The sequence below is a fragment of the Polaromonas sp. P4_F9 genome, assembly GCF_056401235.1.
The window spans coordinates 74,750-100,606 of sequence record NZ_JBFUJT010000009.1; the positions used below are offsets into that span (position 1 = coordinate 74,750).

The 25,857-nt window shown below is 61.0% G+C and carries 24 protein-coding genes and 2 tRNA genes; 18 read left to right on the plus strand and 8 right to left on the minus strand.

The annotated features are described in order from the left end of the window. Positions 1-27: 27 nt before the first annotated feature. Positions 28-1,365: a DNA recombination protein RmuC gene (gene rmuC / locus AC1DUB_RS09965; protein WP_477717441.1), complete on the plus strand. Its 1,338-nt coding sequence runs from the start codon at positions 28-30 to the stop codon at positions 1,363-1,365. A 53-nt stretch (positions 1,366-1,418) separates the two neighbouring features. After that, positions 1,419-2,627 (plus strand): MFS transporter, encoded by a 1,209-nt coding sequence (locus AC1DUB_RS09970; protein ID WP_477729399.1) that lies wholly within the window; start codon positions 1,419-1,421, stop codon positions 2,625-2,627. Positions 2,628-2,739: 112 nt separating this feature from the next. Here AC1DUB_RS09970 and AC1DUB_RS09975 read toward each other — a convergent pair whose 3' ends face one another. From AC1DUB_RS09975 to earP, 3 genes are all read right to left on the minus strand, one after another. Then, complete coding sequence (locus AC1DUB_RS09975; protein WP_477729400.1) at positions 2,740-3,603, minus strand: LOG family protein; 864 nt, start codon at positions 3,601-3,603, stop codon at positions 2,740-2,742. 98 nt (positions 3,604-3,701) lie between these two features. After that, on the minus strand, positions 3,702-4,256 hold the full coding sequence (efp, locus tag AC1DUB_RS09980; RefSeq protein WP_477717438.1) for an elongation factor P: 555 nt from the start codon (positions 4,254-4,256) through the stop codon (positions 3,702-3,704). Between the two features lie 104 nt (positions 4,257-4,360). Beyond that, complete coding sequence (gene earP, locus AC1DUB_RS09985; RefSeq protein WP_477729401.1) at positions 4,361-5,488, minus strand: elongation factor P maturation arginine rhamnosyltransferase EarP; 1,128 nt, start codon at positions 5,486-5,488, stop codon at positions 4,361-4,363. 212 nt (positions 5,489-5,700) lie between these two features. Between earP and AC1DUB_RS09990 the strand changes: the two genes are divergently transcribed. The 4 genes from AC1DUB_RS09990 (at position 5,701) to AC1DUB_RS10005 (ending at position 11,144) form a co-directional block, all read left to right on the plus strand. Further along, complete coding sequence (locus AC1DUB_RS09990; RefSeq protein WP_477729402.1) at positions 5,701-7,428, plus strand: DUF2235 domain-containing protein; 1,728 nt, start codon at positions 5,701-5,703, stop codon at positions 7,426-7,428. Between the two features lie 101 nt (positions 7,429-7,529). Continuing rightward, positions 7,530-9,530, plus strand: a complete 2,001-nt coding sequence (uvrC, locus tag AC1DUB_RS09995) for an excinuclease ABC subunit UvrC (RefSeq protein ID WP_477729403.1) — start codon at positions 7,530-7,532, stop codon at positions 9,528-9,530. Between the two features lie 120 nt (positions 9,531-9,650). Further along, positions 9,651-10,217 carry a CDP-diacylglycerol--glycerol-3-phosphate 3-phosphatidyltransferase gene (gene pgsA / locus AC1DUB_RS10000; protein WP_477729404.1) on the plus strand — a complete coding sequence of 189 codons (567 nt, stop codon included), beginning with the start codon at positions 9,651-9,653 and terminating at the stop codon, positions 10,215-10,217. Positions 10,218-10,262: 45 nt separating this feature from the next. Beyond that, a complete protein-coding gene (locus AC1DUB_RS10005; protein WP_477729480.1) occupies positions 10,263-11,144 on the plus strand; it encodes a DMT family transporter in 882 nt (293 codons plus the stop codon). Here the strand turns inward: AC1DUB_RS10005 and AC1DUB_RS10010 are convergent. After that, positions 11,086-12,102 (minus strand): LysR family transcriptional regulator, encoded by a 1,017-nt coding sequence (locus AC1DUB_RS10010; RefSeq protein ID WP_477729405.1) that lies wholly within the window; start codon positions 12,100-12,102, stop codon positions 11,086-11,088. The two genes, AC1DUB_RS10005 and AC1DUB_RS10010, sit on opposite strands and share 59 nt — an antisense overlap. 173 nt (positions 12,103-12,275) lie before the next feature. Between AC1DUB_RS10010 and AC1DUB_RS10015 the strand changes: the two genes are divergently transcribed. The 7 genes from AC1DUB_RS10015 to AC1DUB_RS10045 all read left to right on the plus strand — a co-directional run bounded on the left by AC1DUB_RS10015 (position 12,276) and on the right by AC1DUB_RS10045 (position 17,778). Continuing rightward, positions 12,276-13,154, plus strand: coding sequence for an alpha/beta fold hydrolase (locus AC1DUB_RS10015; RefSeq protein ID WP_477729406.1), 879 nt, complete (start codon positions 12,276-12,278; stop codon positions 13,152-13,154). A 16-nt stretch (positions 13,155-13,170) separates the two neighbouring features. After that, complete coding sequence (locus AC1DUB_RS10020; protein WP_477729407.1) at positions 13,171-14,289, plus strand: tartrate dehydrogenase; 1,119 nt, start codon at positions 13,171-13,173, stop codon at positions 14,287-14,289. Positions 14,290-14,543: 254 nt separating this feature from the next. Then, complete coding sequence (locus tag AC1DUB_RS10025) at positions 14,544-14,816, plus strand: HU family DNA-binding protein (protein ID WP_007874140.1); 273 nt, start codon at positions 14,544-14,546, stop codon at positions 14,814-14,816. Positions 14,817-14,833: 17 nt separating this feature from the next. After that, positions 14,834-14,909 (plus strand) — tRNA-Val (locus AC1DUB_RS10030). Between the two features lie 89 nt (positions 14,910-14,998). Continuing rightward, positions 14,999-16,930, plus strand: coding sequence for a SurA N-terminal domain-containing protein (locus tag AC1DUB_RS10035; protein WP_477729408.1), 1,932 nt, complete (start codon positions 14,999-15,001; stop codon positions 16,928-16,930). A 36-nt stretch (positions 16,931-16,966) separates the two neighbouring features. Further along, a tRNA-His gene (locus AC1DUB_RS10040) sits at positions 16,967-17,042 on the plus strand. A gap of 274 nt (positions 17,043-17,316) precedes the next feature. Continuing rightward, positions 17,317-17,778, plus strand: coding sequence for a surface-adhesin E family protein (locus AC1DUB_RS10045; RefSeq protein ID WP_477729409.1), 462 nt, complete (start codon positions 17,317-17,319; stop codon positions 17,776-17,778). A 65-nt stretch (positions 17,779-17,843) separates the two neighbouring features. On the opposite strand, the gene AC1DUB_RS10050 is transcribed toward AC1DUB_RS10045, so the two are convergent. Together AC1DUB_RS10050 and AC1DUB_RS10055 are read right to left on the minus strand one after the other, a co-directional pair. After that, positions 17,844-18,284 carry a response regulator gene (locus AC1DUB_RS10050; protein WP_477717427.1) on the minus strand — a complete coding sequence of 147 codons (441 nt, stop codon included), beginning with the start codon at positions 18,282-18,284 and terminating at the stop codon, positions 17,844-17,846. Between the two features lie 173 nt (positions 18,285-18,457). Then, the gene (locus tag AC1DUB_RS10055) at positions 18,458-19,432 is read right to left on the minus strand and encodes an NADPH:quinone oxidoreductase family protein (protein WP_477729410.1); all 975 of its coding nucleotides are present in this window, start codon (positions 19,430-19,432) and stop codon (positions 18,458-18,460) included. Positions 19,433-19,608: 176 nt separating this feature from the next. Here AC1DUB_RS10055 and surE point away from each other — a divergent pair, with 176 nt between their 5' ends. From surE to AC1DUB_RS10070, 3 genes are all read left to right on the plus strand, one after another. Beyond that, positions 19,609-20,394: a 5'/3'-nucleotidase SurE gene (gene surE / locus AC1DUB_RS10060; protein ID WP_477729411.1), complete on the plus strand. Its 786-nt coding sequence runs from the start codon at positions 19,609-19,611 to the stop codon at positions 20,392-20,394. 10 nt (positions 20,395-20,404) lie between these two features. Next, a complete protein-coding gene (locus AC1DUB_RS10065; RefSeq protein ID WP_477729412.1) occupies positions 20,405-21,247 on the plus strand; it encodes a protein-L-isoaspartate(D-aspartate) O-methyltransferase in 843 nt (280 codons plus the stop codon). Positions 21,248-21,344: 97 nt separating this feature from the next. After that, entirely contained in the window at positions 21,345-22,304 is a 960-nt protein-coding gene (locus tag AC1DUB_RS10070) for a peptidoglycan DD-metalloendopeptidase family protein (protein WP_477729413.1), read from the plus strand. Positions 22,305-22,498: 194 nt separating this feature from the next. Here the strand turns inward: AC1DUB_RS10070 and AC1DUB_RS10075 are convergent, their stop codons facing one another. Next, positions 22,499-22,909 carry a VOC family protein gene (locus AC1DUB_RS10075; protein ID WP_477729414.1) on the minus strand — a complete coding sequence of 137 codons (411 nt, stop codon included), beginning with the start codon at positions 22,907-22,909 and terminating at the stop codon, positions 22,499-22,501. A gap of 146 nt (positions 22,910-23,055) precedes the next feature. On the opposite strand from AC1DUB_RS10075, the gene rlmD reads away from it, so the two are divergent. Then, positions 23,056-24,516 (plus strand): 23S rRNA (uracil(1939)-C(5))-methyltransferase RlmD, encoded by a 1,461-nt coding sequence (gene rlmD / locus AC1DUB_RS10080; RefSeq protein WP_477729415.1) that lies wholly within the window; start codon positions 23,056-23,058, stop codon positions 24,514-24,516. A gap of 44 nt (positions 24,517-24,560) precedes the next feature. On the opposite strand, the gene AC1DUB_RS10085 is transcribed toward rlmD, so the two are convergent. Next, a complete protein-coding gene (locus AC1DUB_RS10085; protein ID WP_477729416.1) occupies positions 24,561-25,250 on the minus strand; it encodes a Bax inhibitor-1/YccA family protein in 690 nt (229 codons plus the stop codon). A 196-nt stretch (positions 25,251-25,446) separates the two neighbouring features. On the opposite strand from AC1DUB_RS10085, the gene AC1DUB_RS10090 reads away from it, so the two are divergent. After that, positions 25,447-25,854: a GlcG/HbpS family heme-binding protein gene (locus AC1DUB_RS10090; protein ID WP_477729417.1), complete on the plus strand. Its 408-nt coding sequence runs from the start codon at positions 25,447-25,449 to the stop codon at positions 25,852-25,854. Positions 25,855-25,857 lie beyond the last annotated feature (3 nt).

The following is a 25,857-nucleotide window of genomic DNA, read 5'->3' on the forward strand; positions in this document are numbered from 1 at the left end:
CAACATAAATAGCGAACCGCAGACCCGATGGACTACTGGTTGATGATCATTCTGCTGCTGGCCAACCTGCTGTTGCTGGTCTGGCTGCTGGTGCGCAAGCCCGCCGACAGTGGCCGTACCGAATTGCTGGCCGGCATGGCGGCGGGCCACGACCGCGTGGAGCGTGAACTGCGGCGCGAAATCACCGACAGCGCGCGCAACGGCCGCCAGGAACTTGCGAGCACCTTTGCCACTTTTCAACAGACGCTGGTGCAACAGAGCGCCGAAGCCATACGCACGCAAAACACGCAGATCGATGCGTTTGCGCAGCAACTTGCGCTGCTGCAAAAAACCCTGTCGGATACCCTGACGACGCAACTGCAATCCGTCAGCGAGTCCAATGCCCGGCGCATGGTCGAGGTGCGCGAAACGCTGGAAAAACAGCTCGCGCAACTGCAGCAGACCAACTCGGCCAAGCTCGACGAGATGCGCAAGACGGTGGATGAAAAACTGCAGACCACGCTGGAGACGCGACTGGGCGAGAGCTTCAAGCAGGTGGCAGACCGGCTCGAGCAGGTGCACAAGGGCCTGGGCGAGATGCAGACCCTGGCGCAGGGCGTGGGCGACCTCAAGCATTTGCTGACCAATGTCAAGACGCGCGGTATTTTTGGCGAGGCCCAGCTGTCGGCCCTGCTGGAGCAGGTATTCACGGTCGACCAGTACGCGGCCCAGGTGATTACCCGGCGTGGCGGCAAGAACCCAGTCGACTTTGCCATCAAGCTGCCGGGCCGGTCCGACGCCGGTGATCCCCTGTGGTTGCCGATTGATGCGAAATTTCCCAACGAGGACTACGAGCGCCTGCTCGATGCGCAGCAGCGCGCCGATGTGCTGGGCGCGGAAGTGGCCGGCAAGGCGCTGGAAGTCCGGATCCGGCTTGAAGCCAGGTCGATATCTGAAAAATACATTGAGCCGCCATATACCACCGACTTCGCCATCCTGTTCCTGCCAACGGAGGGCCTCTACGCGGAAGTGCTGCGCCGCCCCGGCCTGATGGAAAGCCTGCAGCGCGACCACCGCATCACCCTGGCCGGCCCCACGACGCTGCTGGCCATGCTGACCTCCCTGCAGATGGGCTTCAGGACGCTGGCCCTTGAAAAGCGCTCCAGCGAAGTGTGGCAGGTGCTCGGTGCGGTGAAGACCGAATTCAGCAAGTTCGGTGATGTGCTGGCCAAGGTGAAATCGCAAACCGAAACCGTCCTCAACACCTTGAGCAGCGCCGAGCAGCGCAGCCGTGTGATGGGCAAGGCCCTGCGCAATGTCGAGGCCTTGCCGGACGCCGAGTCGGCCCGGCTGATTCCGATGGACAAGGATTTGGATGAGAGTTGAGTTGCGTTGCCTTGCGTTGCGTTGCGTGGCCGGTTCCCTATGATCCGTCCCGCATGACCCGTGAATTGGCCCGCCTGATCCTGGCGCAGATCTGCCTGCATGCCTGCATGGCCGGCACACGCATGGCGGCACCGCTGCTGGCACTGCGTGAGGGCTACAGTCCTGCGGCGGTCGGTGTGCTGCTGGCGCTTTTCGCCGTGACCCAGGTGTTTCTGGCCCTGCCTGCAGGGCGCTTTGCCGATCGGCACGGCCTCAAGCGCCCCATGGGCTTCAGTGTGATGGCCGCCGTGGCAGGCGCCAGCGCCGCCGTGGCCTTTCCGGTGTTCCCGGTGCTGTGTCTGGCCGCATTGCTGACAGGCGGCGCGACGGGGGCCGCGGTTATTTCGCTGCAACGCCATGTCGGGCGCGCGGCATCCGGGCCTTTGCAGCTGAGGCAGGTTTTCAGCTGGCTGTCGATCGGCCCCGCCGTTTCAAATTTTGTCGGGCCTTTCACGGCCGGGCTGCTGATCGACCATGCGGGAGCCGCGCCCGGCAGCCTGGAAGGCTATCGGGCGGCTTTTTTGCTGATGGCGGTGTTGCCCATCACCAGCTGGTTTTTGGTTCGGCGGACGCGTGAACTGCCGCCGGTGATCGCGGCGACCGGTGGCACGCAACCCAAGGCCTGGGACCTGCTGCGCGAATCCACGTTTCGCCGGCTCATGCTGGTGAACTGGTTTTTGTCGTCCTGCTGGGATGTGCACACCTTTGTCGTGCCGGTGCTGGGCTTTGAAAGAGGGATCAGCGCCTCGGTCATCGGCTCCATACTCGGTGCCTTTGCCGTCGCCGCGGCTGTCATTCGCATGCTGATGCCTCTGTTGGCCGCCCACCTGCGGGAGTGGCGCGTGCTAGCGGGCGCCATGCTGGCGACGGCGGTCCTATTTGCGATTTACCCGTTGATGCGGTCGGCGCTTGGCATGGGTATCTGCTCGGTGCTGCTGGGCTTTGCCCTCGGCACGGTGCAGCCCATGATCATGAGCATGCTGCACCAGATCACTCCGGAAGCCCGCCACGGCGAGGCGCTGGGGCTGCGGCTGATGGCGATCAATGCCTCCAGTGTGCTGATGCCCATGCTGTTTGGTTTCGCCGGTGCCCTGGTGGGCATTGCAGGTGTCTTCTGGGCCACCGGTGCGTTGGTGGGAGCCGGTTCGCGCACGGCCTGGCTGCTGCAGCACAGCCTGCCATCCCATGACGGGCACTCCGGGCAGAGTCCGCCTAGGCAGTGACCCGCGTGACGCACCGTCTTACACGAAGTGAAAAGGCGGGGCGGTGTTTCTGCCCCGCGCATCGCCGCGGGGAACAAGCCCCGCCGGGCAAACGTGGAAGCACCGGCCGTCGTTATAGCTGGTAAAAGCCCTTGATCGCATCCCAGGCGGCCTGCGGCTCGTCGACATACTGGAACAGCTTGAGGTCTTCCGGTGAAATCGCGCCTTCTTCGATCAGTACGTCAAAGTTGAAGAGCCGCTTCCAGTACTCGGACCCGAAGAGCACGATGGGTACCGGCTTGGCCTTGCCGGTTTGCACCAGCGTGATGACCTCGAACAGTTCGTCGAGCGTTCCGAACCCCCCTGGAAAAGCCACCAGCGCCTTGGCGCGCATCATGAAATGCATTTTGCGCAGGGCGAAGTAGTGGAACTTGAAGTTCGCCGAAGGCGAGATATAAGGGTTGGACGATTGCTCGTGGGGCAACACAATATTGAGTCCCACCGTCAGCGCTCCCATTTCCTGGGCACCGCGGTTGGCCGCCTCCATGATGCCGGGGCCGCCACCGGTACAGATGAAGAGTTGCTCGGATGGCGGGCGATGGTTGCTGTAGGTCGCAACCAGCCGCGCGAACAGGCGTGCCTGGTCATAGTAGTGCGCATTGCGCGCATGGCGGCGGGCCAGCGTGAGCGCCGCCTCGTCGCCGCTTTCCTCGGCCAGTTTCACGCTCTCGCTGGCCTGTTCGGGTGCGGGGAATCGCGCACTGCCGAACACCACGATGGTGTTTTCAATGCCTTGCTCGTGCTGTTCCAGGTCGGGTTTGAGCAACTCAAGCTGAAAACGGATGCCGCGGGTTTCGCGCCGGAGTAAAAATTCCGGGTCGGCAAATGCCAGCCGGTTGGCATCTGCGTGCAGGGCATAGCCCTGGTTGGAATGCGCCTGCAGCTCCGCCCAGGCATCAGCCAGCCGGCTGCCGGATAAGTCTTGTGTTTGGTCCATAAGCCATTGTCAACGATTGGGGCGGCGGCGTGCAGGGTCGGTCTGAAGTAAAAAAGGCTCCGTGAGGAGCCTTTTTGAGCCGAGGGCAAGCCCTCTTTTTAGACGCGCTTGCGGTATTCGCCGGTGCGGGTGTCGATTTCAACGACATCGCCTTGCGCCACAAAAATGGGCACTCCGATTTCAAAGCCGGTAGCGATCTTGGCGGGTTTCAGGACCTTGCCCGAGGTATCGCCTTTGACGGCGGGCTCGGTCCAGGTGATTTCGCGCTGGACGCTGGTAGGCACCTCGACGGAAATGGCCTTGCCGTCATAGAACACCACTTCGAGTTCCATGCCGTCTTGCAGGTAGTTCAGCGAGTCGCCCATGTTTTCGGCTTCGACTTCGTACTGGTTGTACTCGGAGTCCATGCAGATATACATGGGATCGGCGAAGTAGGAGTAGGTGCAATCCTTCTTGTCGAGGATGACCTGGTCCATCTTGTCATCGGCCTTGAACACGACTTCGGTGTTGAAGTTGGCGATCAGGCTTTTGAGCTTCATGCGCACGGTGGCGGAGTTGCGCCCACCGCGGCTGTATTCGGTCTTGAGCACCACCATCGGGTCTTTGCCGTGCATGATGACATTGCCAGCGCGTATTTCTTGAGCGATTTTCATAGCAGTTCTACTTGAGGGTAGGCCGACGAACGCTTGCACCTGTGTGCGGTTCTGCGGCGGGTTGTGCGGCTCGCCCAACAGGCTGATCCGCAAAGCCTTTGATTTTAACGGTTTTTTGCCACAAATTCGAGTAGGCGGGTACCCAGATCATCCTGCGCCAGCAGGCGGGACCGGGCTGCCAGTGTGGTTATTTGCCACGTCGGCAAGTCCGGCGCCGGGCAGRTACCGCCGGCTAGTTCGATTTCATCCGCATTCCAGTGCGCGTGAAAGGCCCGCAATGAAGTAGGGGCATCCAGCATATCGAGAAAGGCGTGCAGCTTGGCCTGGTGTGCGTCATCGTGCTGTGGGTAGATTTGCCAGATGAAAGGTTTGCCGGCCCAGAGGGCGCGCACCACGGAGTCTTCACCGCGTACAAAATTCAGATCGCAGGCCCAAAGCAGGTGGTCGAACTGCGCTTGCGGCAGGAGCTTCAGGTGTGAAATTGACAGCAATTTGTGACCGTTTGCCACGGGCTGGGGCCAATTTTCATGACTCAACGCGGCTTTCACGGCATTCCCCGCCCGTCCGGCCGCTACCAGCAGGCGCACCGGCTGGCCCTCAAGGCCGTGCGCCGCAAAATGCGCCAGCAGGCCTGGGAGCGCGGACGGCTCGTAACAAAACAGCGAAACCAGCTTTTCGCCGCGCCACGGGATGGACTGGGCTGCCAGCCAGGCGGCGCGGTCAAACCGGGCCTGGCGTTCGACCAGACCGGGCTCGCGCAGCAGGCCTCCGGTCGAAGGGGTGAAGCCGGGGTAAAAAAACCATTTGATCCAGCCGGCGGCCGGTCCGCCCTGCACGGGCGAAGGCATGGCGTGGCAGCGTTCCACATAGGGCTCGGCAGACAGGTATTCGAGGTTGATCCAGACAGGTTTTTTTCCGCCAGCCCCTGCACGCCGGGCGCAGGTGGCTATGAATTCAGGTGCAATTTCGCAGCCGAAGGCTTCAATCATCACGTCGGATGGCTGGTGGTCAAGCGCGGCCGTGGCCAGGTCCAGCGGCTCGCGCCAGGGCAGCACGCGAACGCCCTCGCAACCGTCGGGGGCCATCCAGCCCAATGCCGATGCGTCATCGACCCATAGCCGCACCTGGTCGCCGCGCAAGGCCAGGTCACAGGCCAGGCGCCAGCACACGCCGATGTCCCCGAAGTTGTCGATGACCTTGCAAAAAATGTCCCAAAACCGCACGTCAGCCATGCCGGTATTGTGATGCCAGGCGGTGGGCCCCCACTGCCCAACTGCCCAATGGCGCCACGGGCTGGCTGCGTCCGGTCTGCCGGTGAATATTGCCCGAACGGCTTGAAGCGCTGGCGTGGACACTGTAAACACCGGGTCTGTGGCTATGCTTGGGTGCTGTAGTGCAATGCGATGGGGATGCGAAGTCCAGTGTGGCAAGAGGAGGAAAGCCCATGACACCCAGGCAATTGATCGTTTGCTGCGACGGCACCAACAACAACCTCACAGGTGGCAGCCACGACACCAACGTGACCAAGCTGTGCGACCTGCTGGCACCTGAAGCCGGCGGCCAGCTCCTCTATTACGACCCCGGCGTGGGCAACCCGGGCGAGTTGCCGGGCGCGACGGTGTCGGACAGCATCAGTCGTCGCTACGAACGTCTGTACGGGCTGGCGTTTGGCAAGGGCATCTACGAAAACATCGCCGAGGCCTACCTGTTTCTCATGCGTCACTACCGGGCCGGTGACCAGATTTTTTTGTACGGGTTTTCACGCGGCGCCTTCACCGCGCGCTGCATTGGCGGCCTGGTCACGCAATTCGGCCTGCTTCGGCCCGAAATGGACGGCCTGGTACCCACGCTCCTGCATGTCTATTTTTCCGACCGGGAAAAAGGCAAGGACGAGTACCGGCGGATCAGGGACCAGATCAGTGAGCTGTTTTGCGCCGGTGACAGCCGGTTTGCCCCGGTCTGGTTTGTCGGCGTGTGGGATACCGTGGCATCTGTTGGTGCGCCTTTTCTTAGCCGAACCATCACCGCGTCGCCCACCATCGTGGGCAAGCGCTTCCATCATGTGCGCCAGGCGCTGGCGCTGGACGAGTACCGGCGCTCCTTCGAGCCCCGTCCCTATTACATCGACCCGGCTTTCGACTATGCGGCGCACGGGCAAAGCATCCGGCAGCTGTGGTTTTCAGGTGCGCACTGTGACGTGGGCGGCGGCTACGTCACCTCGGCCGCGCGGCTGTCCAATGAGTCGCTGCAATGGATGCTGGAAGAGTCTGTGGCGTGCGGGCTGCGCTTGCCGGCCAGCCTGTTGACCGCATTGGGCCAGGTGGATGCCCAGGCTGTGCTGGACGCCCAGAGAACGACGACAGGTTTGCCGCCTTTCATGGCCGTGCCGCAGGTGCACAGCGAGACCCGCGAGACACCCCTCTGGGCGCTGACCGGCCTGCAACAGCGCAATCCGCATGGGGTGAAAGACCCGAGCGGAATCACCTTGCCGGCCTACCCGATCGAGCACCCCTGCGTCGCGCAATTGAAGCTGTCCTTTCCCGCCGACACAGTGTGGGTCAAATCGCGCCCGCTGTTCGGGTTGGCCGTCGCAGCGTTGTTGCTGCTGGCTTTCTGGTCAGCGGCCGGCGGGCTGTTGAGCGGGGGCATCTCCCCGGGCACGATGTCCCTGTGGCAATGCCTGAAGGTTCTTGTCACCGCGCTGCCGGAGGCCGCAGCCGCCGACCTGGCGCTCGCGCGCTGGCAGGCCGGCTGGTGGCTGTCGTGGACCTACCCCACGGCAAGCCTGCCTGCCTTTGGGTCCGTGGCGGGGGCACTGTTGGCTGATCTGGGCGTGATCGCCGCCTACGCCTACCTTGTTTCGCGCGGAATGACCTGGGCGTTTGCCCGCGTGGCCGGGCTGCGCCGGGCTTTTCAGCGGCCGTCGGCGGTGCTCAACCTCCTGGGCCTGAGCGGCTTGCTCATGGTTGCGGCCGATCTGGCAGAAAACCTGTTCACCATGATGATTGTTTGCTGGTTTCCGGCTTCATTTCTTCCCCAGGCGGAAGTGTTGGCGGGGCTGGCAATGACGGCCGCCACGTTGGTCAAGTGGGCCGGACTGGCAGGCTGCGCCGCGTTGCTGGCCTGGGGCGCTGCCAGCCAGTGGCATGCCGGACGTCCCGCCAGGACCTGAAGCCACGGGGCTGCGGCAAGCCGGCGGCATAACGGGCCGCGCATCTGGCGTTGCTTGTCTCGTCCGCAGTGCGGGATTGCCGCGCACGGCAAAATACAGGTATGCCCCAAAACATGACCGCCGACCATACCCCCGAGCTGCTCGCCGAAGTGGCGGCATTGCCTGCGATGCCCGGTGTGTACCGTTACTTCGATGCCGATGGCGGCGTGCTTTATGTCGGCAAGGCGCGCAACCTGAAGAAGCGGGTGTCCAGCTATTTCCAGAAAAACCATGGCGCCACGCGCATCGGCCACATGGTGACCAAGATCGTTCGCATGGAAACCACGGTGGTGCGCTCGGAGGCCGAGGCGCTTTTGCTGGAAAACAACCTGATCAAGACGCTCAACCCGAAATACAACATCCTGTTTCGGGACGACAAGAGCTACCCCTACCTCAAGCTGACCGCTGTGCAGCCAAGCGAGGCGGGCAGCGCTCCCGTGGCAACGGCTTTTCCGCGCATTGCCTACTACCGCGGCGCGGTGGAGAAGAAGCACCATTACTTCGGCCCGTACCCCAGCGCGTGGGCGGTGAAGGACACGATGTTGCTGCTGCAAAAAGTGTTCAGGCTGCGCACCTGCGAAGACACGGTGTTCAACAACCGGACGCGCCCCTGCCTGCTGTACCAGATCAAGCGCTGCTCGGCGCCCTGTGTGGGCCATGTGTCGCCCGAGCAGTACGCGCTGGACACGGCCAATGCCGAGCGGTTTTTGCAGGGTCAGACGCAGGAAATCCTGACCGAGCTGGAAAAGAAAATGCTGGCGCATGCCGACCGGCTGGAGTTTGAGCAGGCAGCCGAGCTGCGCAACCAGATGTCGGCGCTGTCCAAGGTGCTGCACCAGCAATCCATGGAGATCGGCGGCGACAAGGATGTGGACATCCTGGCGGTGAAAGTGCAGGGCGGCAAAGCCTGTGTCAACCTGGCCATGGTGCGTGGCGGCCGTCATCTGGGCGACCGGCCCTACTTTCCGACGCATGTGGAGAACGCCACCGATGTGGCCGCGCTGGATGCGCAGGTCGATGAAGCAGGCGCCGGCAGCGAGGGGCCTGAAAGCGATGTGGCCGGCGAAGCCGTTGCCAGCGCGCCGACGCGGCCCGTCAAGACGCTTGAAGCGCTGGTGCTGGAGGCTTTCATTGCACAGCACTACATTGACGTGCCCGTGCCGCCCACCCTGGTGTGCAGCGAGCCGGTGGACAAAGACCTGATCGCCGCGCTCATCGCGCAAACCGGCAGCAAGATCACGGCCATTCACCAGCCGCGTGAACAGCGCCGCATCTGGCTCGACATGGCCCAGAAAAATGCCGCCCTCCAGCTCGCGCGCCTGCTGGCCGAGCAGGGCTCGCAACAGGCGCGCACACGCGCCCTGGCCGAAGCGCTGGACCTGTCGCTGGACAACCTGGATGCCCTGCGCATCGAGTGCTTTGACATCTCGCATACCGCGGGAGAGTCGACGCAGGCTTCGTGCGTGGTGTTTCAGGGGCACAAGATGCAGAACAGCGAGTACCGCCGCTACAACATCGAAGGCATCACCCCCGGTGACGACTACGCGGCCATGCGGCAGGTGCTGACGCGCCGCTACATCAAGCTGGCCGAAGCCGCGCGCAATGGCAACGCCAGGCTGCCCGACCTGGTGCTGGTTGATGGCGGCAAGGGACAGGTGTCGATGGCACGCGAGGTGTTTGTGGAGCTGGGCCTGGACCTGGGGCTGATTGCCGGCGTTGAAAAAGGCGAGGGTCGCAAGGTCGGGCTGGAAGAACTGGTCTTTGCCGACGGGCGTGAGAAGGTCTACCTGGGCCGTGATTCCGCCGCGCTGATGCTGATTGCGCAAATCAGGGACGAGGCGCACCGCTTTGCCATCACCGGCATGCGCGCGAGGCGGGCCAAGGTCCGCGTGGGCGGCAGCAAGCTTGAAGACATTGCGGGCATTGGTCCCAAGCGGCGCGCCAGCCTGCTGCAGCGCTTTGGGGGCATTCGCGGCATTGCGTCGGCCAGCGCCGAAGACATTGCCACGGTGGACGGCATTTCGAAAGACCTGGCCGAGGAAATTTACCGCGCCCTGCATTGATTGCGTCGCCCGGGTTTGTTCAGACCTGTGCAGACGTTTTTGCGCAACGAAGTGCACCGATTTGGCGAGCCTGGAGCACCACTTTGGCAGAGGTTCGCGGCTCGTGCCAAAATCAGGGCCATGTTTCTGACCATCCCGACGCTGATGACCTGGACCCGCATTGTTGCGATTCCACTGATCGTGGGGGTTTTCTACCTGAACATCGCCCCCGTCGAGCGCAACCTGATCGCCACCGTGATGTTCATTGTGTTCGCCGCCACTGACTGGCTGGACGGCTTTTTGGCGCGCCGGCTGAACCAGACCTCCTCCTTTGGGGCATTCCTTGACCCGGTGGCCGACAAGTTCCTGGTGTGTGCGTCGCTGCTGGTGCTGGTGCATCTGCAGCGTGCGGATGTGTTTGTGGCGCTCATCATCATTGGCCGGGAGATTGCCATTTCGGCGCTGCGCGAATGGATGGCGCTGATAGGTGCCACCAAGAGCGTTGCCGTGCACATGCTGGGCAAGGTCAAGACCACCGTGCAGATGATTGCCATTCCCTTCCTGCTGTTTGACGGCATGCTGCTGGGGATGATCAACACCCATGTCTGGGGCACCTGGCTGATCTGGATCTCGGCCATCCTGACGGTTTGGTCCATGATTTATTACCTGCAAAAAGCCATACCGGAAATCCGGGCGCGGGCCAAATAACCCGCCGTGAGGTCTTCTCCCGCTGACGGTGTCCTGATCCGGGCCATGCCCGCCGTGTTCGTGCTGATCTGGAGCACCGGCTTCATCGTCGCCAAATACGGCTTGCCGTATGCACCGCCGCTGACCTTCCTGGCGATCCGTTATTTCCTCTCCATTGCCTGCTTCCTGATCTGGATCGGGCTGGCGCGCGCGTCGTGGCCGCGGGAGGGCCGGCAATGGATGCACCTGGCCGTCACCGGCGTGCTGATGCAGGCAGGCTACCTGGGCGGTGTCTGGGTCGCGGTGAAGGCTGGCATGGGTTCGGGCCTGACGGCGCTGATCGTCGGCCTGCAGCCGGTGCTGACAGCGCTGTGGGTGTCGTGGGTAGCCTCTGGCGACGCCGCGCAGCCGGCCTCCAAAGTCACGTCCCGGCAATGGATGGGGCTGGCGCTGGGCCTGGGTGGCTTGCTGCTGGTGATGTCACACAAATTGGGGGACGGCCATGAAGTGACCGGACTGACGCTGGCCGCCACGCTGTTTGCGCTGTTTTGCATCACCACCGGCACGCTGTATCAAAAGCGCTTTGTCAAAACTGCCGATGTGCGCTCTGCCGGTGCGGTCCAGATGGGCGCGGCCCTGCTCGTGACCTTGCCGCTGGTCTTTCTTGAAACCGGGGCGATTGTCTGGAACCCACAGTTTGTGGGGGCGATGGCCTGGTCGGTGCTGGTGCTCACGCTGGGCGGCAGCTCGCTGCTGTATTTGCTGATCCAGCGCGGCGCGGCCACGTCGGTGACCAGCCTGCTTTACCTGGTGCCGCCGACGACTGCCCTGATGGCCTGGCTGCTGTTTGATGAGGCCATCACCTTGACCACCGTGGTGGGTACGGCGCTCACCGCGCTGGGCGTGAGCTTCGTGGTGAGGTCCGCGAAGCCTCCGGCGGCGTCGTAGCGAAGGAACGCCTGCGGGCATCCGCCACCGTACTGTTTTTCCACGGTGCACCCTGAAACTGGGCGAGCAAAAAGTCAACGAGCAGGCGGATACGCCGCGGTGAATCGGGCCGGAAGGGGGCCAGCCAGTGAATATCGGCATCGGGCATGGCGTAGCCCGGCAGCACGCGCACCAGCTCGCCGGATGCCAGTTGGGGTGCAATATCCCAGAGGCTGCGCAGCATGATGCCGCGGCCCTCGACGCACCAGTCACGTACCAGTTCACCCGAGTTGCTCGACAGCGGCCCGCGTACCCGCACCCGCGCCGGTGTTTTTTCGCGCTCCTTGTGCAGCGGCCAGACATCAAAGCGCTGGCCGGTGGCATTGCCGTTTTCGCGCACGATCAGGCAGGTGTGGCGCTGCAAGTCTTCCAGGCTGGCCGGTGCGCCGTGTTGCCGGATGTAGCGGGGCGATGCCACCAGAACGCGCTGATTGCGCGCCAGCCGGCGTGAGACCCATTGCGCCGCCTGCCGGCCTTCAACTTCCCACAGCCAGATGGCGCCGTCAAATCCGCCCTCCGCCAGGTCGGGCAATTGCTCGGTCAGTTGCAACTGGATTTCGATGCGCGGATAGCGCTCCTGAAAGTCGGCCAGCGCCGGGCCCAGCCACAAACGCCCGAAGCCAAACGTCGCTGCCAGCCGGATCAAACCCGTGGGCTCTGACTGGCGCTCCTGGAGCTCGGCTTCCAGCGCGGTAAAGCCCTGCAGTAGTGCGAGGGCACGTTCGCACATGGTCTCGCCCTCGGCCGTTGCGCTGACGCGCCGGGTGGTGCGTTGGAACAGTCGCTGGCCCAGGCGGGCCTCCAGCGCGGCAAGCCGCTTGGTCACCACGGGCGGCGCCACATCGAGGCTGAGGGCGGCCGCCGTCAGACTGCCGTGCTCTCGGACGGCCAGTACCAGCTCCAGATCGCTGCGATCCATTCATTCCTTCAAAGAAATAATCAATTGCCTGATTATTGCTTGAATCGGAGGCCCTGGTTCTGCAGAATCGATCGAAAATCACACAAACCCAAGATATCTGCATGCAATTCATTTCCAGTCAGCGCGCCGGCGCTGGAAAAACCGATCGCCCAAAAGGGAATCAAGGCTGACTGATGTTTGAGAGCTTTTCCTCCTCCGAGATCAATGGCCCCGCGGGTGCTCTGTGCACCTTGCGGGGAGGTCATGGTGCGCCGCTGCTGTTGCTGCATGGTCACCCTCAAACGCATGTGATGTGGCACGCGGTGGCCGATGAACTGGCCAAGGTGTTTACCGTGGTCCTGATGGATTTGCGCGGCTACGGCGATTCAGCCCGGGTCGGCGCCGACCCGGAACATCACGCGTATTCCAAGCGGGCGATGGCGCTGGATGCCGTGGCGGTGATGCGCCACCACGGCTTTGACCGCTTTCAGGTACTGGCCCATGACCGCGGCGCGCGCGTGGCGCATCGCCTTGCGGTGGACCATCCCGCCATGGTGCAACGGCTGATGTTGCTGGACATTGCACCAACGCTGGGCATGTATGAGAACACGTCCGATGCTTTTGCACGCGCTTACTGGCACTGGTTCTTCCTGATCCAGCCGCCGCCGTTGCCTGAAGCCCTGATCGAGTCCGATCCGGTCCGTTACCTGAGAAGTGTGATGGGCAAGCGCCATGCCGGCCTCGGGGCGTTTGCACCGGCTGCGCTGGCCGAGTACGAACGCTGTGCGCAAATTCCCGGAACCGCCGTGAGCATTTGCGAAGACTATCGGGCCTCGGCCACGATTGACCTGGACCATGACCGCGCCGACCAAACGGCGGGACACCGGCTGGCGCAGCCGCTGCGCGTGCTGTGGGGCGCGCATGGCGCCGTGGGCCAGTGCTTCGATGTGCTCGGCCTCTGGCGGGAACGTGCCAGCGACGTCTCGGGAATGAGCCTGCCGTGCGGGCACTATATTGCGGAAGAGGCGCCAGTATTGTTGCTGGAACAAGCCCTGAATTTTTTCGAAACTTAAACCAGAGGACCACATCATGAGCATCACCACGACAAACCAGACCGGCAAGAAAAGAATAGCAGTCATCGCCGGTGACGGCATCGGCAAGGAAACAATGCCCGAGGGCGTTCGCGTGCTGGATGCCGCGGCGCGTAAATTCGGCATCGACCTGCACTTTGACCACTTCGATTTTTCCAGCTGGGACTATTACGAAAAGCACGGCCAGATGATGCCGGACAACTGGAAAGACCAGATTGGCGGGCATGACGCGATTTACTTTGGCGCGGTGGGTTGGCCCGAGAAAATTGCCGACCATGTATCGCTGTGGGGGTCGCTGCTTTTGTTCAGGCGCGAGTTTGACCAGTACATCAACCTGCGGCCGGCGCGACTGATGCCCGGCATCATCGCGCCAGTGGTCCGGCGTGATGGCAGCCCACGGCAACCCGGTGAAAYTGATTTTTACATCGTTCGTGAAAATACCGAGGGCGAGTACTCCAGCATCGGCGGCAGGGCGTTTCCCGGAACCGATCGGGAGTTTGTATTGCAGGAATCGGTCTTCACGCGGGTTGGCGTGGATCGCGTGCTGAAGTTTGCTTTTGAGCTGGCCCAGTCCCGGCCCAAAAAGCACCTGACCAGCGCGACCAAGTCCAATGGCATTTCAATCTCCATGCCTTATTGGGATGAACGGGTGGCAGAAATGGCCAAGAGCTATCCGGCGATTCAGCTGGACAAGTTTCACATTGACATCCTGACCGCGCATTTTGTGCAGCGCCCGGATTTTTTCGATGTGGTGGTGGCCAGCAATCTGTTCGGCGACATCCTGAGCGACCTGGGGCCGGCCTGCACCGGCACGATCGGCATTGCACCGAGCGCCAATCTGAATCCGGAGCGCAAGTTCCCCTCGCTGTTCGAGCCGGTGCATGGCTCGGCGCCGGACATCGCGGGGCGAAACCTTGCCAATCCCATTGGCCAGATATGGTGCGGTGCCATGATGATGGAGTTCCTGGGACACAAGGAGGCGCATGACGCCATTCTTGCCGCGATTGAGAAAGTGCTGCGTCCCGATAGCGGTGCGCCGCGCACACCCGACCTGGGTGGCAAGGCCGGCACGGCGGATGTCGGCAAGGCTGTGGTGGCTGCGCTGGCAGAGGTGTAACGGCGTTTTGTCAAGCACGAAAATTACGCGTTGTACTTATGATTAACTGATTAAAGCGGGAAAAAACCGACTAGAATCCGCCTCCGCACGTTGTAAAAACCCGATGCTGTATTGACACGTTAGAAGTCCATGGCTCTAATGGCAATCAGCAGAAAACCTGCACATGCCGCTCCCGCTGACACCCCCATCGCGGTGTCCCGGGAGATATTTTTTAGAGACAAACAGATTAACTTTTTATCAACGAGGGGCTCCTTGTGAACAAGACTGAACTGATCGAGCACATTGCCAAACATGCTGACATTTCCAAAGCTGCCGCTACGCGCGCGCTGGAGTCAACCATTGGTGCTGTGAAAACTACCCTGAAAAAAGGAGGCTCCGTGTCTCTGGTGGGTTTTGGTACTTTTGCAGTGGGCAAACGCGCTGCCCGCACTGGCCGCAACCCGCGCACCGGCGATGCGATTAAAATCAAAGCTGCCAAGGTTCCAAAGTTTCGTCCGGGCAAGGCGCTCAAAGACGCTTTGAACTGATGCAGAGGTTTAAGGTGGGGTGCTTAGCTCAGTTGGTAGAGCAGCGCCCTTACACGGCGTAGGTCGGCGGTTCGAGCCCGTCAGCACCCACCACCCAATGAAAAAGGCGAACGAGGTTCGCCTTTTTTGTTGTGGGCCCCTGGTTTTATCGGTAAAGCAGTCAGTCGTACAGGAAATTCGAGATGTTTGATTTCATTCGCAAGCACACCAAAGTCACCATGGCCTTGCTGTTTTTGCTGATTGTTCCGTCCTTTATTTTGTTTGGCCTGGATGGCTACAACCGATCGAGGGAACAAGGCGTGACGGTTGCCAGGGTGGATGGAAAAGACATCATCCAGTCAGAATGGGACCGGGCCCATCAGCGGGAAGTCGAACGGTTGAGGGCGTCTATGCCTTCGCTGGACGCCAAGCTGTTGGACTCACCGCAGGCCCGCTATGCGACGCTGGAGCGCCTGGTGCGTGATCGCGTGATCGCCGCTGCAGCCGACAAGTTCAAACTCTCCATCAGTGATCAGCGGCTGGCGCGCGAGCTTCAGCAAAGTCCCGAGATTGCGTCATTGCGCCGGCCTGATGGCATGCTCGACATGGAGCGCTATCGCCAGGTGCTGGGCAGCCAGGGCATGAGCCCCGAAATGTTCGAGGCCAATGTGCGGGCCGATCTGGCGAATCGCCAGGTGCTGGTGGGTATTGGTGTCAGCGGCTTTTCTTCCAGTTCCGCGGCTGACCTTGCGCTTAATGCCTATTTTGAAAAACGCGAAATTCAACTCGCCCGTTTCAATGCGGCCGATTTCGCAACGAAGCTCAGCCCGACGGATGCCGATCTCGATCAGTTTTACAAAGCGAATGAAAAGCTCTTTCAGGCGCCGGAGCAGGCAACTATCGAGTACCTGGTGCTGGATCTGGATACGGTCAAAAAAAGTATCAGCATCAATGAAGCGGACCTGAAAACTTATTACGAGCAAAACCTTCAAAGGCTGAGCGGTGCCGAAGAGCGACGAGCCAGCCATATCCTGATTACCTCGCCCAAGACGGCGCCGGCTGCGGACCGCCAGAAAGCCAAGGCCAAAGCGGAGGAGCTGCTGGCAGCCGTCAAAAAATCTCCCGATACCTTTGCGGACTTGGCGCGCAAGAATTCGCAGGACCCGGGTTCCGCTCCCAATGGCGGAGACCTTGATTTTTTTGCCCGGGGTGCCATGGTCAAGCCTTTTGAGGATGCGGCCTTCTCGATGAAAAAAGGGGAGATCAGTGCTGTGGTGGAGTCCGAGTTTGGCTTTCACATCATCAGGCTCACCGACATCAAGACGCCCAAGCAGCGCAGTTTTGAGGAGATGAAGCCTGAACTGGAAGCCGATCTGAAGAAGCAGCAGGCCCAGAAGAAGTTTTCTGAAACTGCAGAAGCCTTCACCAACGGCGTGTATGAGCAGGCAGACAGCCTCAAGCCGGTCGCCGAGCGCCTCAAGCTGGACATCAAAACGGCCCGCAACGTGACGCGCCAGCCACCAGCCGGTACAACGGGTCTGCTCGCCAATCCGAAATTTCTCAACGCACTGTTCGCGCCCGACGCAGTCGAGAAAAAACGCAATACCGAAGCCATCGAAGTAGCGCCCAGCCAGTTGGTCTCGGGCCGCATCCTTCAGTACACCCCGGCACGCACCCAGCCTTTTGCAGAGGTGAAAGACATCGTGCGCCAGCGCTGGCTGGCCCAGCGCAGCGCGGAAGAGGCGCGCAAGGAAGGTCTCGCCAAACTGGCCACCTGGAAGAGCGCTCCGGCTTCTGCCGTGCTGGGGGCACCGGTACTGGTGTCACGTGAGCAAACCCAGAACCAGCCGGTTCAGGTGATTGATGCGGCACTGCGCGCCGATGGGAGCGCCTTGCCGGTATTTACCGGTGTTGATCTGGGCACTCAGGGCTACGCCATCGTGAAGGTGGCTAAAGTGGTGCCCCGCGATGCGCCAATTGAGGCTGCCGCCAAACAGGAGCGCAACCAGTACGCCCAATGGTGGACGGCTGCCGAGAGTCTGGCTTATTACAACGGGCTGAAGGAACGCTTCAAGGCGGAAATCCTGGTCGCAAAGCCCGCATCTGGCAATGCAGATGCGGTCGTGACGCAATAAATGCCGGCTGCTTTGCCGTTATAATGTGAAGTTCTGGTGGCTGTAGCTCAGTTGGTAGAGTCCAGGATTGTGATTCCTGTTGTCGTGGGTTCGAGCCCCATCAGCCACCCCAGTATTTAAAAAAATCCCGCATGCGAAAGCATGTGGGATTTTTTTTGCCCCTATCGCTGGTTTGAAGCAGGGGGTAGGCTTGCATGATTCCGCGTCCTGGGATAACAATCGGTCACGGCAGGTCAGGGGGAAATGGTTTGCACCAGCTCCTGATGAAAGGTCAGGGAGATACAAGATTCATGTATTTCTGCCAGGTTAAGCGTTTGTCATCGTGTTCATGATGAGACTTGAGGCCCGGAAAGAAAACCAGCTCCACGCTCCCTTTCAATGCAGCGTTGATCGCGCTGTCCAGTATGCCGTCCACGAGATGTCTGCTCTTGGTTGCTGTCGCATTATTCGGGGCAGCTGTGCCTGCGGCCGATTCCTGGCTGACCATCGTGGGCGAGCCTGGCTCTCCCGGCAGTCACTATATCCAGGTCAATCCGGCCCAGATTGACATCAAGGGTGACATGCGCATGATTCCGGTCCGTATCAGCCGGGCTACGATCTGGACCACCGAAAATGGCATTCAGTTTCGTTCTGCAGAGGCTGAGGTTCTAATCGACTGCGACCGGCAAATGGCCCGTTATTTGAATGCGGCTTTTTATACCGAACCCGACTTTCAGGGGCAGGCTTTCAAGGTTTTGAGCTACGGTAAGGAAGACATGCGTCCCGTGGCTTTCAGGGACATTGGCGAGGACCTGAATGCCCGCATCATCAAGGCAGCCTGCAGCGTTAAAAACGTGACAAGCAAATAAAAGTCAAAAGTCAAAAAAATCGCGGAACACGTAGCGTGCCTGGCCTTGGCAGGCTTCGCGGCTTGTCAGCTCATAAGCGGGGCGAAGTTGGAGGTGCGCCAATACTCCCGGACCTGCTGGAGCCTTTCTTCAAAATCGTGGTAGTTGAGCGGCTTGCTCACGAAGCTGTTGAGGCCGCCTTTAAATGCGCGCACCGCTTCGGATTGCTCACTCACCAGGGTCAGCATCACGACCGGAACAAAAAACGTCCGGGGATCCTCCCGCATGCGCCGCATCACCTCCAGGCCGCTCAGTTTTGGCAACCCCAGATCCAGCAGGACCAGTTCGGGCTGGTTGTTGGCATTTCGGTCTTTATACACACCCTCGCAAAATAAATAGTCGAGGGCCTCGCGTCCATCCCGGGCAACCACGATGTCATGGGGCACCCCGTTTTGTTGCAGCGTGGTCAAGGTCAATTCGAGGTGGTCGGTATTGTCCTCTACCACCAGCATCGTTGGTGTGCTCATTGGCTGCTCCTCAGTAATGAGTCTTCAATATACCTTTTAAATGTGTTGCGGTAACTGATGGTATTGATCGTGCAAGTCAAAACTGCGAAAAATGCCCGCATCGACGGAATTTTTCGCGAAACTTTAAAAATATGTCAGTTCTATTGGTTTTGTTGATATTTTGTTAATTTTTGTCAGTTAACCATTACCAGTTTGCCTTTGACCTCCCGGGAGCCCATGCGGGCATAAGCCGCCTTGAGTTCAGCCATGGGCATGGTGCGGTCGATCGCTGGTTTGATCTTGCCCTCGGCGTACCAGCGGGCCAGTTCGGCCATCATGGCGGCGTTGGCCTTGGGCTCACGTCTGGCAAAGTCACCCCAGAACACGCCAACGATCGACGCACCTTTGAGCAGCGTGAGGTTCAGCGGCAGCGAGGGAATGGGGCCTGATGCAAAACCAACCACCAGGTAACGGCCACGCCAGGCAATCGAGCGGAATGCCGGCTCGGCAAAGTCGCCGCCCACTGGGTCATAAATCACGTCCGGACCTTTGCCGCCGGTCAGCGTCTTGATTTCATCGCGCAGATTTTTGCTGGTGTAGTTGATGGTGGCATCCGCGCCGAGGGAGCTGCAAAACGCGCATTTCTCATCTGTCGAGGCGGCGGCAATCACGCGGGCGCCGGCTGCCTTGGCGATCTGGATGGCGGCGGTGCCGACGCCGCCCGCAGCGCCGAGCACCAGCACCGTCTCACCCGACTTCAATTGCGCGCGGTCCATCAGCGCATGCCAGGACGTGGCGTAAATCATGATGAAGGCGGCTGCGTCCACGTGCGAAAAGCCGGCGGGCAAGGGCATGCACAGGGCCGCCGGCGCAATGGTATGTGTGCCGAAACCACCGGTTCCCGACAGGCAGGCGACGTTCTGGCCTGCCTGCAGGTGCTTCACGCCTTCGCCCACGGCCTGTACGACGCCGGCATACTCGGAGCCGGGCACGAAGGGCAGGGGTGGCTTGATCTGGTACTTGTTTTGCACGATCAACAGGTCGGGGAAGTTGAGGCTGGCGGCCCTGATTTCAATCAGCACCTCACCTTCCCCGGGTTGCGGCGTCGGTAGCTCTTTCCAGGTCAGGGCGTCTATGCCAGTGGGGTTTTCACAAAGCCAGGCTTGCATGGGATGTCTCCGGAGATGGGGTCAAGAGGGAAGGGCAAACGGGGAGGAAAAACGGGGAGGAAAACGGGACGAAAAACCGGAACTGATTGCTCTCACGACATCATAGGCAAAGCCGTGATTCCCGGGCTGGCAAAACCTGTCTGGGCTGTCGCAGCCGTGACCCGTAAAATCACGGTATGAAAATCCTCATTTGCAACGACGACGGTTACCAGGCCTCCGGCATCATCGCCCTGTACGAGGCGCTTAGAACCGTCGCCGATGTCGAGGTCGTGGCGCCCGAGCAGAACAACAGTGCCAAATCGAATGCGCTGACCCTGCACTCGCCGATGTACGTGCAAACAGCCGCCAACGGTTTTCGTTATATCAACGGCACACCTGCCGATTGCGTGCATATTGCCCTGACGGGCCTGCTGGGCTACCGGCCAGATCTTGTGGTCTCAGGCATCAATAATGGCGCCAACATGGGCGACGACACGATTTATTCCGGCACGGTGGGCGCCGCGATGGAAGGTTATCTCTTTGGCATTCCTTCCATCGCGTTTTCGCAGACGGAAAAAGGCTGGGCCCACATCGAGGTCGCAGCCCGGCGTGCGCGCAACCTGGTGGAACAACTGATGCCTTCCCTCGAGGTGGTGGCTGAAGGTGCGCAGCCGGCGCTGGCGCCGTGGCTGCTCAATGTGAACATTCCCAACTTGCCGGACGACCAGATCCAGGGCGTCAAGGTGGCGCGGCTGGGGCGCCGCCATGCGGCTGAGCGCGTCATCACGCAGACCAGCCCGCGTGGCGAGACCATGTACTGGATCGGCGGAGCCGGGCCCGCCAAGGAGGCGGGCGAGGGGACCGACTTCTACGCAACCAGCCAGAAATTTGTTTCGATCACACCGCTTCACGTGGACCTGACCGATTACGAGCGTTTGCCTTATTGGGAGCAGGCGGCGGCCCGGCTTACCCAGGCGAATTGACTGCAGACGCATGAAATCCAGCTTCAAGCCCCCATTCAATCTCACAAAAGCGCCTGCCGTAGCGAGCCGTCCGGCATTTCCGGTACGGTTGAAACCCGGGGAGGGCGTACCGTCTGCTACCAAATTGGCTGCTCCTTCTCGTCTTTCAGCTGATGCCGCTAAAAATGGCTTCAGGAAATCGATGCCAGCGGCCGCCCCTGGCGGCGTCGGACTGGATTCCCACGCGGTGCGCACGCGCATGGTGCACAAGCTCGCCGCACAGGGCGTATCAGACGCCCGGGTGCTGGCGGCCATGGGCCTGGTGGAGCGCCACCGCTTCGTCGATACCGCACTGGTCAACCAGGCCTATGAGGACACCAGCCTGCCGATCGGCCTGGGCCAGACCATCTCCAAACCCAATGTGGTGGCGCGCATGCTGGAGTTGCTTTGTCAGGGCGCTGCGGGCAAGCTGGGACGCGTGCTGGAGATCGGTACCGGCTGCGGCTACCAGGCCGCTGTCCTCAGCCACCTCGCAACCGAGGTCTACAGCATCGAGCGCTTGCGTGGATTGCATGACAAGGCCCGGGAAAACCTGCGGACTTTGCGGCTGCCCAATGTCCACCTGCTGTTTGGTGATGGCATGATCGGGTACCCCAAGGGGGCGCCGTACGCGGCGATTATTGCGGCGGCCGGCGGTGAGGCCATTCCACCCGCCTGGGTGGAACAACTGGCCGTTGGCGGGCGTCTTGTCGCGCCCCTGCAAACTGCCGCCGGTGTGCAGGCGCTCGTGGTGGTGGACAAAACTTCCCTGGGCGTCAAGCAGACATTGCTGGAAGCAGTTCATTTTGTACCTTTAAAATCGGGTACGAGCTGAAGATGGCTTGAACAGCCCATGAAGATCTCATGAAATATCCCATGAAGATCAAGTCCATATTGAAGTCACTATTGAAGTCAAGAAGACGAAAGAACCAATGAAGCAAACCTCCAGGTCGAACAGCGCAAAGTCTGTCGTCATCTCAGGCGCTGGCCGGGGCATCCGCACCCGGCTGGCCAATTTGACGCTGCCGTGCGCATTGGCGGCCGCCCTGCTGCTGGCAGCGGGCTGCGCCTCGCGCTCCCCCACCCACGCGCCGGTTGAAGATCGCGGTACGGGGCTGTCGCGCCAGCTTCCCTCTGCAACCGATTCCGCCAACCTCAAACAGCCACCGGGCTTTGAAAATGCCGGAAAACCGGGTTACTACACCGTTAAACCCGGTGACACCATGATCCGCATTGGCCTGGAAAGCGGCCAGAACTGGCGCGACATCGTGCGCTGGAACAACCTTGAAAATCCCAACGTGATTGAAGTTGGGCAAGTGCTTCGTGTCGTACCGCCCGCCAGCGAGAACCCGCTTGTGGTCACGCGGCCGGTGTCGCCCGGCTCGGCCACCAGCGCAACAGCCGTCGCACCGGCACAGGCTGTCAGCGGCGCCCGGCCTGCATCGGCGCCCGCCAGTGCGAGCGCTGCACCGGCTGCCACCCCGGCAGCGGCGTCCAGCGGCACACCTACGGCCGTGGGGGATGAAGACGTGGGGTGGATATGGCCAGCCCAGGGCACCTTACTCATGGGGTTTGACGAGGCCAAAAACAAGGGCGTTGATATCGCAGGCAAGGCTGGTGATGCGGTGCTTGCCTCTGCCGATGGCCGCGTGGTGTACGCCGGCGCGGGTCTGCGGGGTTACGGCAACCTGGTCATCCTCAAGCACAACAACACCTTCCTCACGGCCTATGCGCACAACCAGACGCTGCTGGTCAAGGAAGACCAGACGGTCAAAAAGGGCCAGAAGATTGCCGAGATGGGCAATACGGACGCTGATCGTGTGAAGCTGCATTTTGAAATCCGTCGCCAGGGCAAGCCTGTGGATCCGGCGAAGTACCTGCCCGCCAAGTAGTTCTCGCTTGCAGGTCACGCTTGCCTCGTCGAAAAGCCCCGCACCGCGGGGCTTTTTTCCTGGCAGGAGCGGACATACGGAAGGCAGACCGTAGCGTTCTGGTTGAATAAAAAATTCGATTGCAGCCCATGTTTCATGGGCATAGTTCGCTATTTTATTGATAGCTGACTGTTTGACCCGTTCAACGCCGGGGATCAGGAAGTTGGGACAATTTCGTCGTAACCCCTGCCCTTGAATTCGAGCAGATCCACGCCGTGGCCAAAAGGATCTGCCAACCCGGCGATTCGGCCCCAGGTGCGCTCGGCCACCGGCATTTCCAGCACTGCCCCATGGGCCTGCAGCCTTCTCACAGCCGCCTCAATGTCCTGGACCACAAAGTCCAGGTGCACGGGCGTCCAGTGGCGGCCGTAGTGCCGCGTGCCGGTGCTACCGGCCACTGGCTGGGTGCCCGCGGCATTGAGCAGCAGGTCTATCGGGCTGCCTGCGCCCAGGATTTCCACGAAATCGCTCTTGAAACGGCGGCCAACGTGCAGGCCCAGGCCACTGGTGTAAAACGCGATGGCCCGGTCCATGTCATCAACATCGATGCAGATACGCAGTTCCATGCTGCAACCTTCCTGTCTGTTGTGGGGAGTCTGGAAATGGTACTGCGAACGGTATTGTGGTGCGGCTCAATGTGCGGCGCCCGTTCCAACCACGATGCTGAACCCTGCGGACATTGCTCCGGAGTCGGACCTGAGACAATTCAGGTATGACCGATGAAAAATTGAATGACCACACTGTGAAAGCGCCTGAATACCTGCCTGACATCCTCACCGTGGAGTCCCTGGACATGGAGGCGCAGGGCATTGCCCATCGGGCTGATGGCAAGGTTGTGTTCATTGAGGGTGCGCTGCCTTCTGAGCGCGTGACCGCCAACGTGTACCGCAAGAAAAGCAGCTTTGAGAAAGCGGTGGTGATGGCAATTCACCGCGAGTCCTCTCAGCGCGTGCGCCCCGCTTGCCCGCACTTCGGCCTGCATACCGGTGCCTGTGGCGGCTGCAAGATGCAGCACCTCCATGTGGGCGCGCAAGTGGCCGTCAAGCAGCGCGTGCTGGAAGACAACCTCTGGCACATCGGCAAGGTGAAGGCAGACAACCTGCTCAGGCCCATAGAGGGGCCCGCTTGGGAATACCGCTACCGCGCGCGCCTGTCGGTGCGCTATGTGCGTAAAAAAAATGCGGTGCTGGTTGGTTTTCACGAGCGCAAGAGCAGTTATGTGGCCGACATGACGCAATGCCATGTGGTGCCCCGGCACGTCAGCGACATGCTGGTGCCGCTGCGTGAACTGATTGCCGGCATGGATGCCAAAGAGACCCTGCCGCAAATCGAGCTCGCCTGCGGCGATACCGTCACGGCCATGGTGCTGCGCCACATGGAGCCGCTCAGCAGCGGCGACCTGGCACGGTTGCGCGCTTTCGCGGCGCAGCACCCGGGCCTGCAGTGGTGGCTGCAGCCGGGTGGCCTGGAGAGCGTGGAGCTGCTCGACGAGGGCGCACCGGAATTGAGCTATGACCTTCCCGAGTTCGGCATCACCATGCCATTCAAGCCGACCGATTTCACTCAGGTGAATCCGCACATCAACCAGGTGCTGGTGTCGCGGGCGCTGCGCCTGCTGGCCGTGCAGCCGCACGAGCGTGTGATTGACTGGTTTTGCGGCTTGGGAAATTTCACGCTGCCCCTGGCGACGCGCGCGCGCGAAGTGCTGGGTATTGAGGGCAGTGAGGCTCTGGTGGCGCGCTCCCGCCAGAACTTCACGAGGAACCGGGCCGAGTCTTCGGCAAGAAGGGCGTTGTCTGCGACTGAATTTGTGGCCAGAAATCTTTTTGAAATGACACCCGCAATGCTCGTGAAGGATGGTGCGGCCGAAAAATGGCTGGTTGACCCGCCGCGAGAGGGCGCATTCGAGCTGTTCAAGTCGTTGGCGGCGCTGCATCAGCAAATGGTGACAGGCGTGCCCTGCGACGATGGGGAACAGCAACAAAGCCTGGTGCTGGGCGACTGGACGCCGCCCCAGCGCATTGTTTACGTGAGCTGCAACCCGGCGACCCTGGCGCGCGATGCGGGCGTATTGGTGGAAAGCGGCGCTTACCGCTGCACGCTGGCCGGTGTGGTGAACATGTTCCCTCACACGGCGCACGTGGAGAGCATCGCCGTATTCGAACGGGCATGAAAAAAGGGCCTCGTGGCCCTTTTTTCAGAAGCGGGGGCGCAGCGTCAGTCGCGCTCGCCGCCAAAGATGCCAAGCAGGGCCAGCAGCGCCTGGAACACATTGAACAGGTCGAGGTACAGCGCCAGCGTGGCGCTGATGTAGTTGGTCTCGCCACCGTCCAGGATCTGCTTGAGGTCGTACAGCATGTAGGCGCTGAAAATCGCGATCACGGCCACCGAGATAGCCATCATGCCGGCCGTGGAGCCCACAAAAATATTGATGATGCTGCCGATCATCACGACGACGGCACCGACAAAAAGCCATTTGCCCAAGCCGGAGATGTCGCGCTTGATCACGCTGGCCAGCGATGCCATGACAAAGAACACGCCGGCGGTGCCACCCATGGCGGTCATGATCAGTTCGGAGCCGTTTTTGAAGCCCAGGATCATGCCGATCATGCGCGAGAGCATCAGGCCCATGAAGAAGGTAAAGCCCAACAGCACCGGCACGCCTGCGGCCGAGTTTTTGGTCTTTTCGATCGCGAACATGAAGCCGAACGCACCGCCGAGGAACACGATCAGGCCGAGGCCACCCGTGAGCGACTGGGTAATGCCGGTTGCTACGCCCAGCCAGGCGCCCAGCACGGTCGGCAGCAGGCTCAGGGCCAACAGCCAATAGGTGTTGCGCAGCACCTTGTTGCGCTGCAGGGCGGACGAGGCCGAGCCATAGTCGAGGGTCTGAACATTGTCATTCATGAAAAACATCTCCAGAGAGCCTGCAAATGCAGACAAACCCATTTTAGGGGTCACTCTGCCTTTTTCAATGAGGGCGCGCGCCCGACCTCCTACTTTTTGTGAGGGTTCTCCAAGCTAATTTTGGGGCAATCGCAGCGCGGAAGGCGCTCAAACTTGCGTATGCTCGACGTTCTTGCCAACACAATCCTGGAAAACCATGAAATCAAAAGCAGTGCTTGAATTCGCCGACGTCAAGGCCATCGCCGCCGCCGCCGAAGCCGAAGCCCTTAAAAACAGCTGGGCCGTGACCATTGCCATCGTCGATGACGGCGGCCACCTGCTGCACCTGCAGCGCCTCGATGGCGCGGCACCCATCTCTTCCCATATCGCACCGTCCAAGGCCAATACCGCCGCCATGGGGTGCCGCGAGAGCAAGGTTTATGAAGATGTCATCAATGGTGGCCGCATGTCCTTCCTGTCGGCGCCTTACATCCAGGGCATGCTCGAAGGTGGGGTGCCGATTGTCAAGGATGGGCAGTGCATCGGTGCTGTCGGTGTGAGCGGTGTGAAATCCAGCGAGGATGCGCAGATTGCGCGGGCCGGCATCGCGGCCATCGGCCTGTGAGAA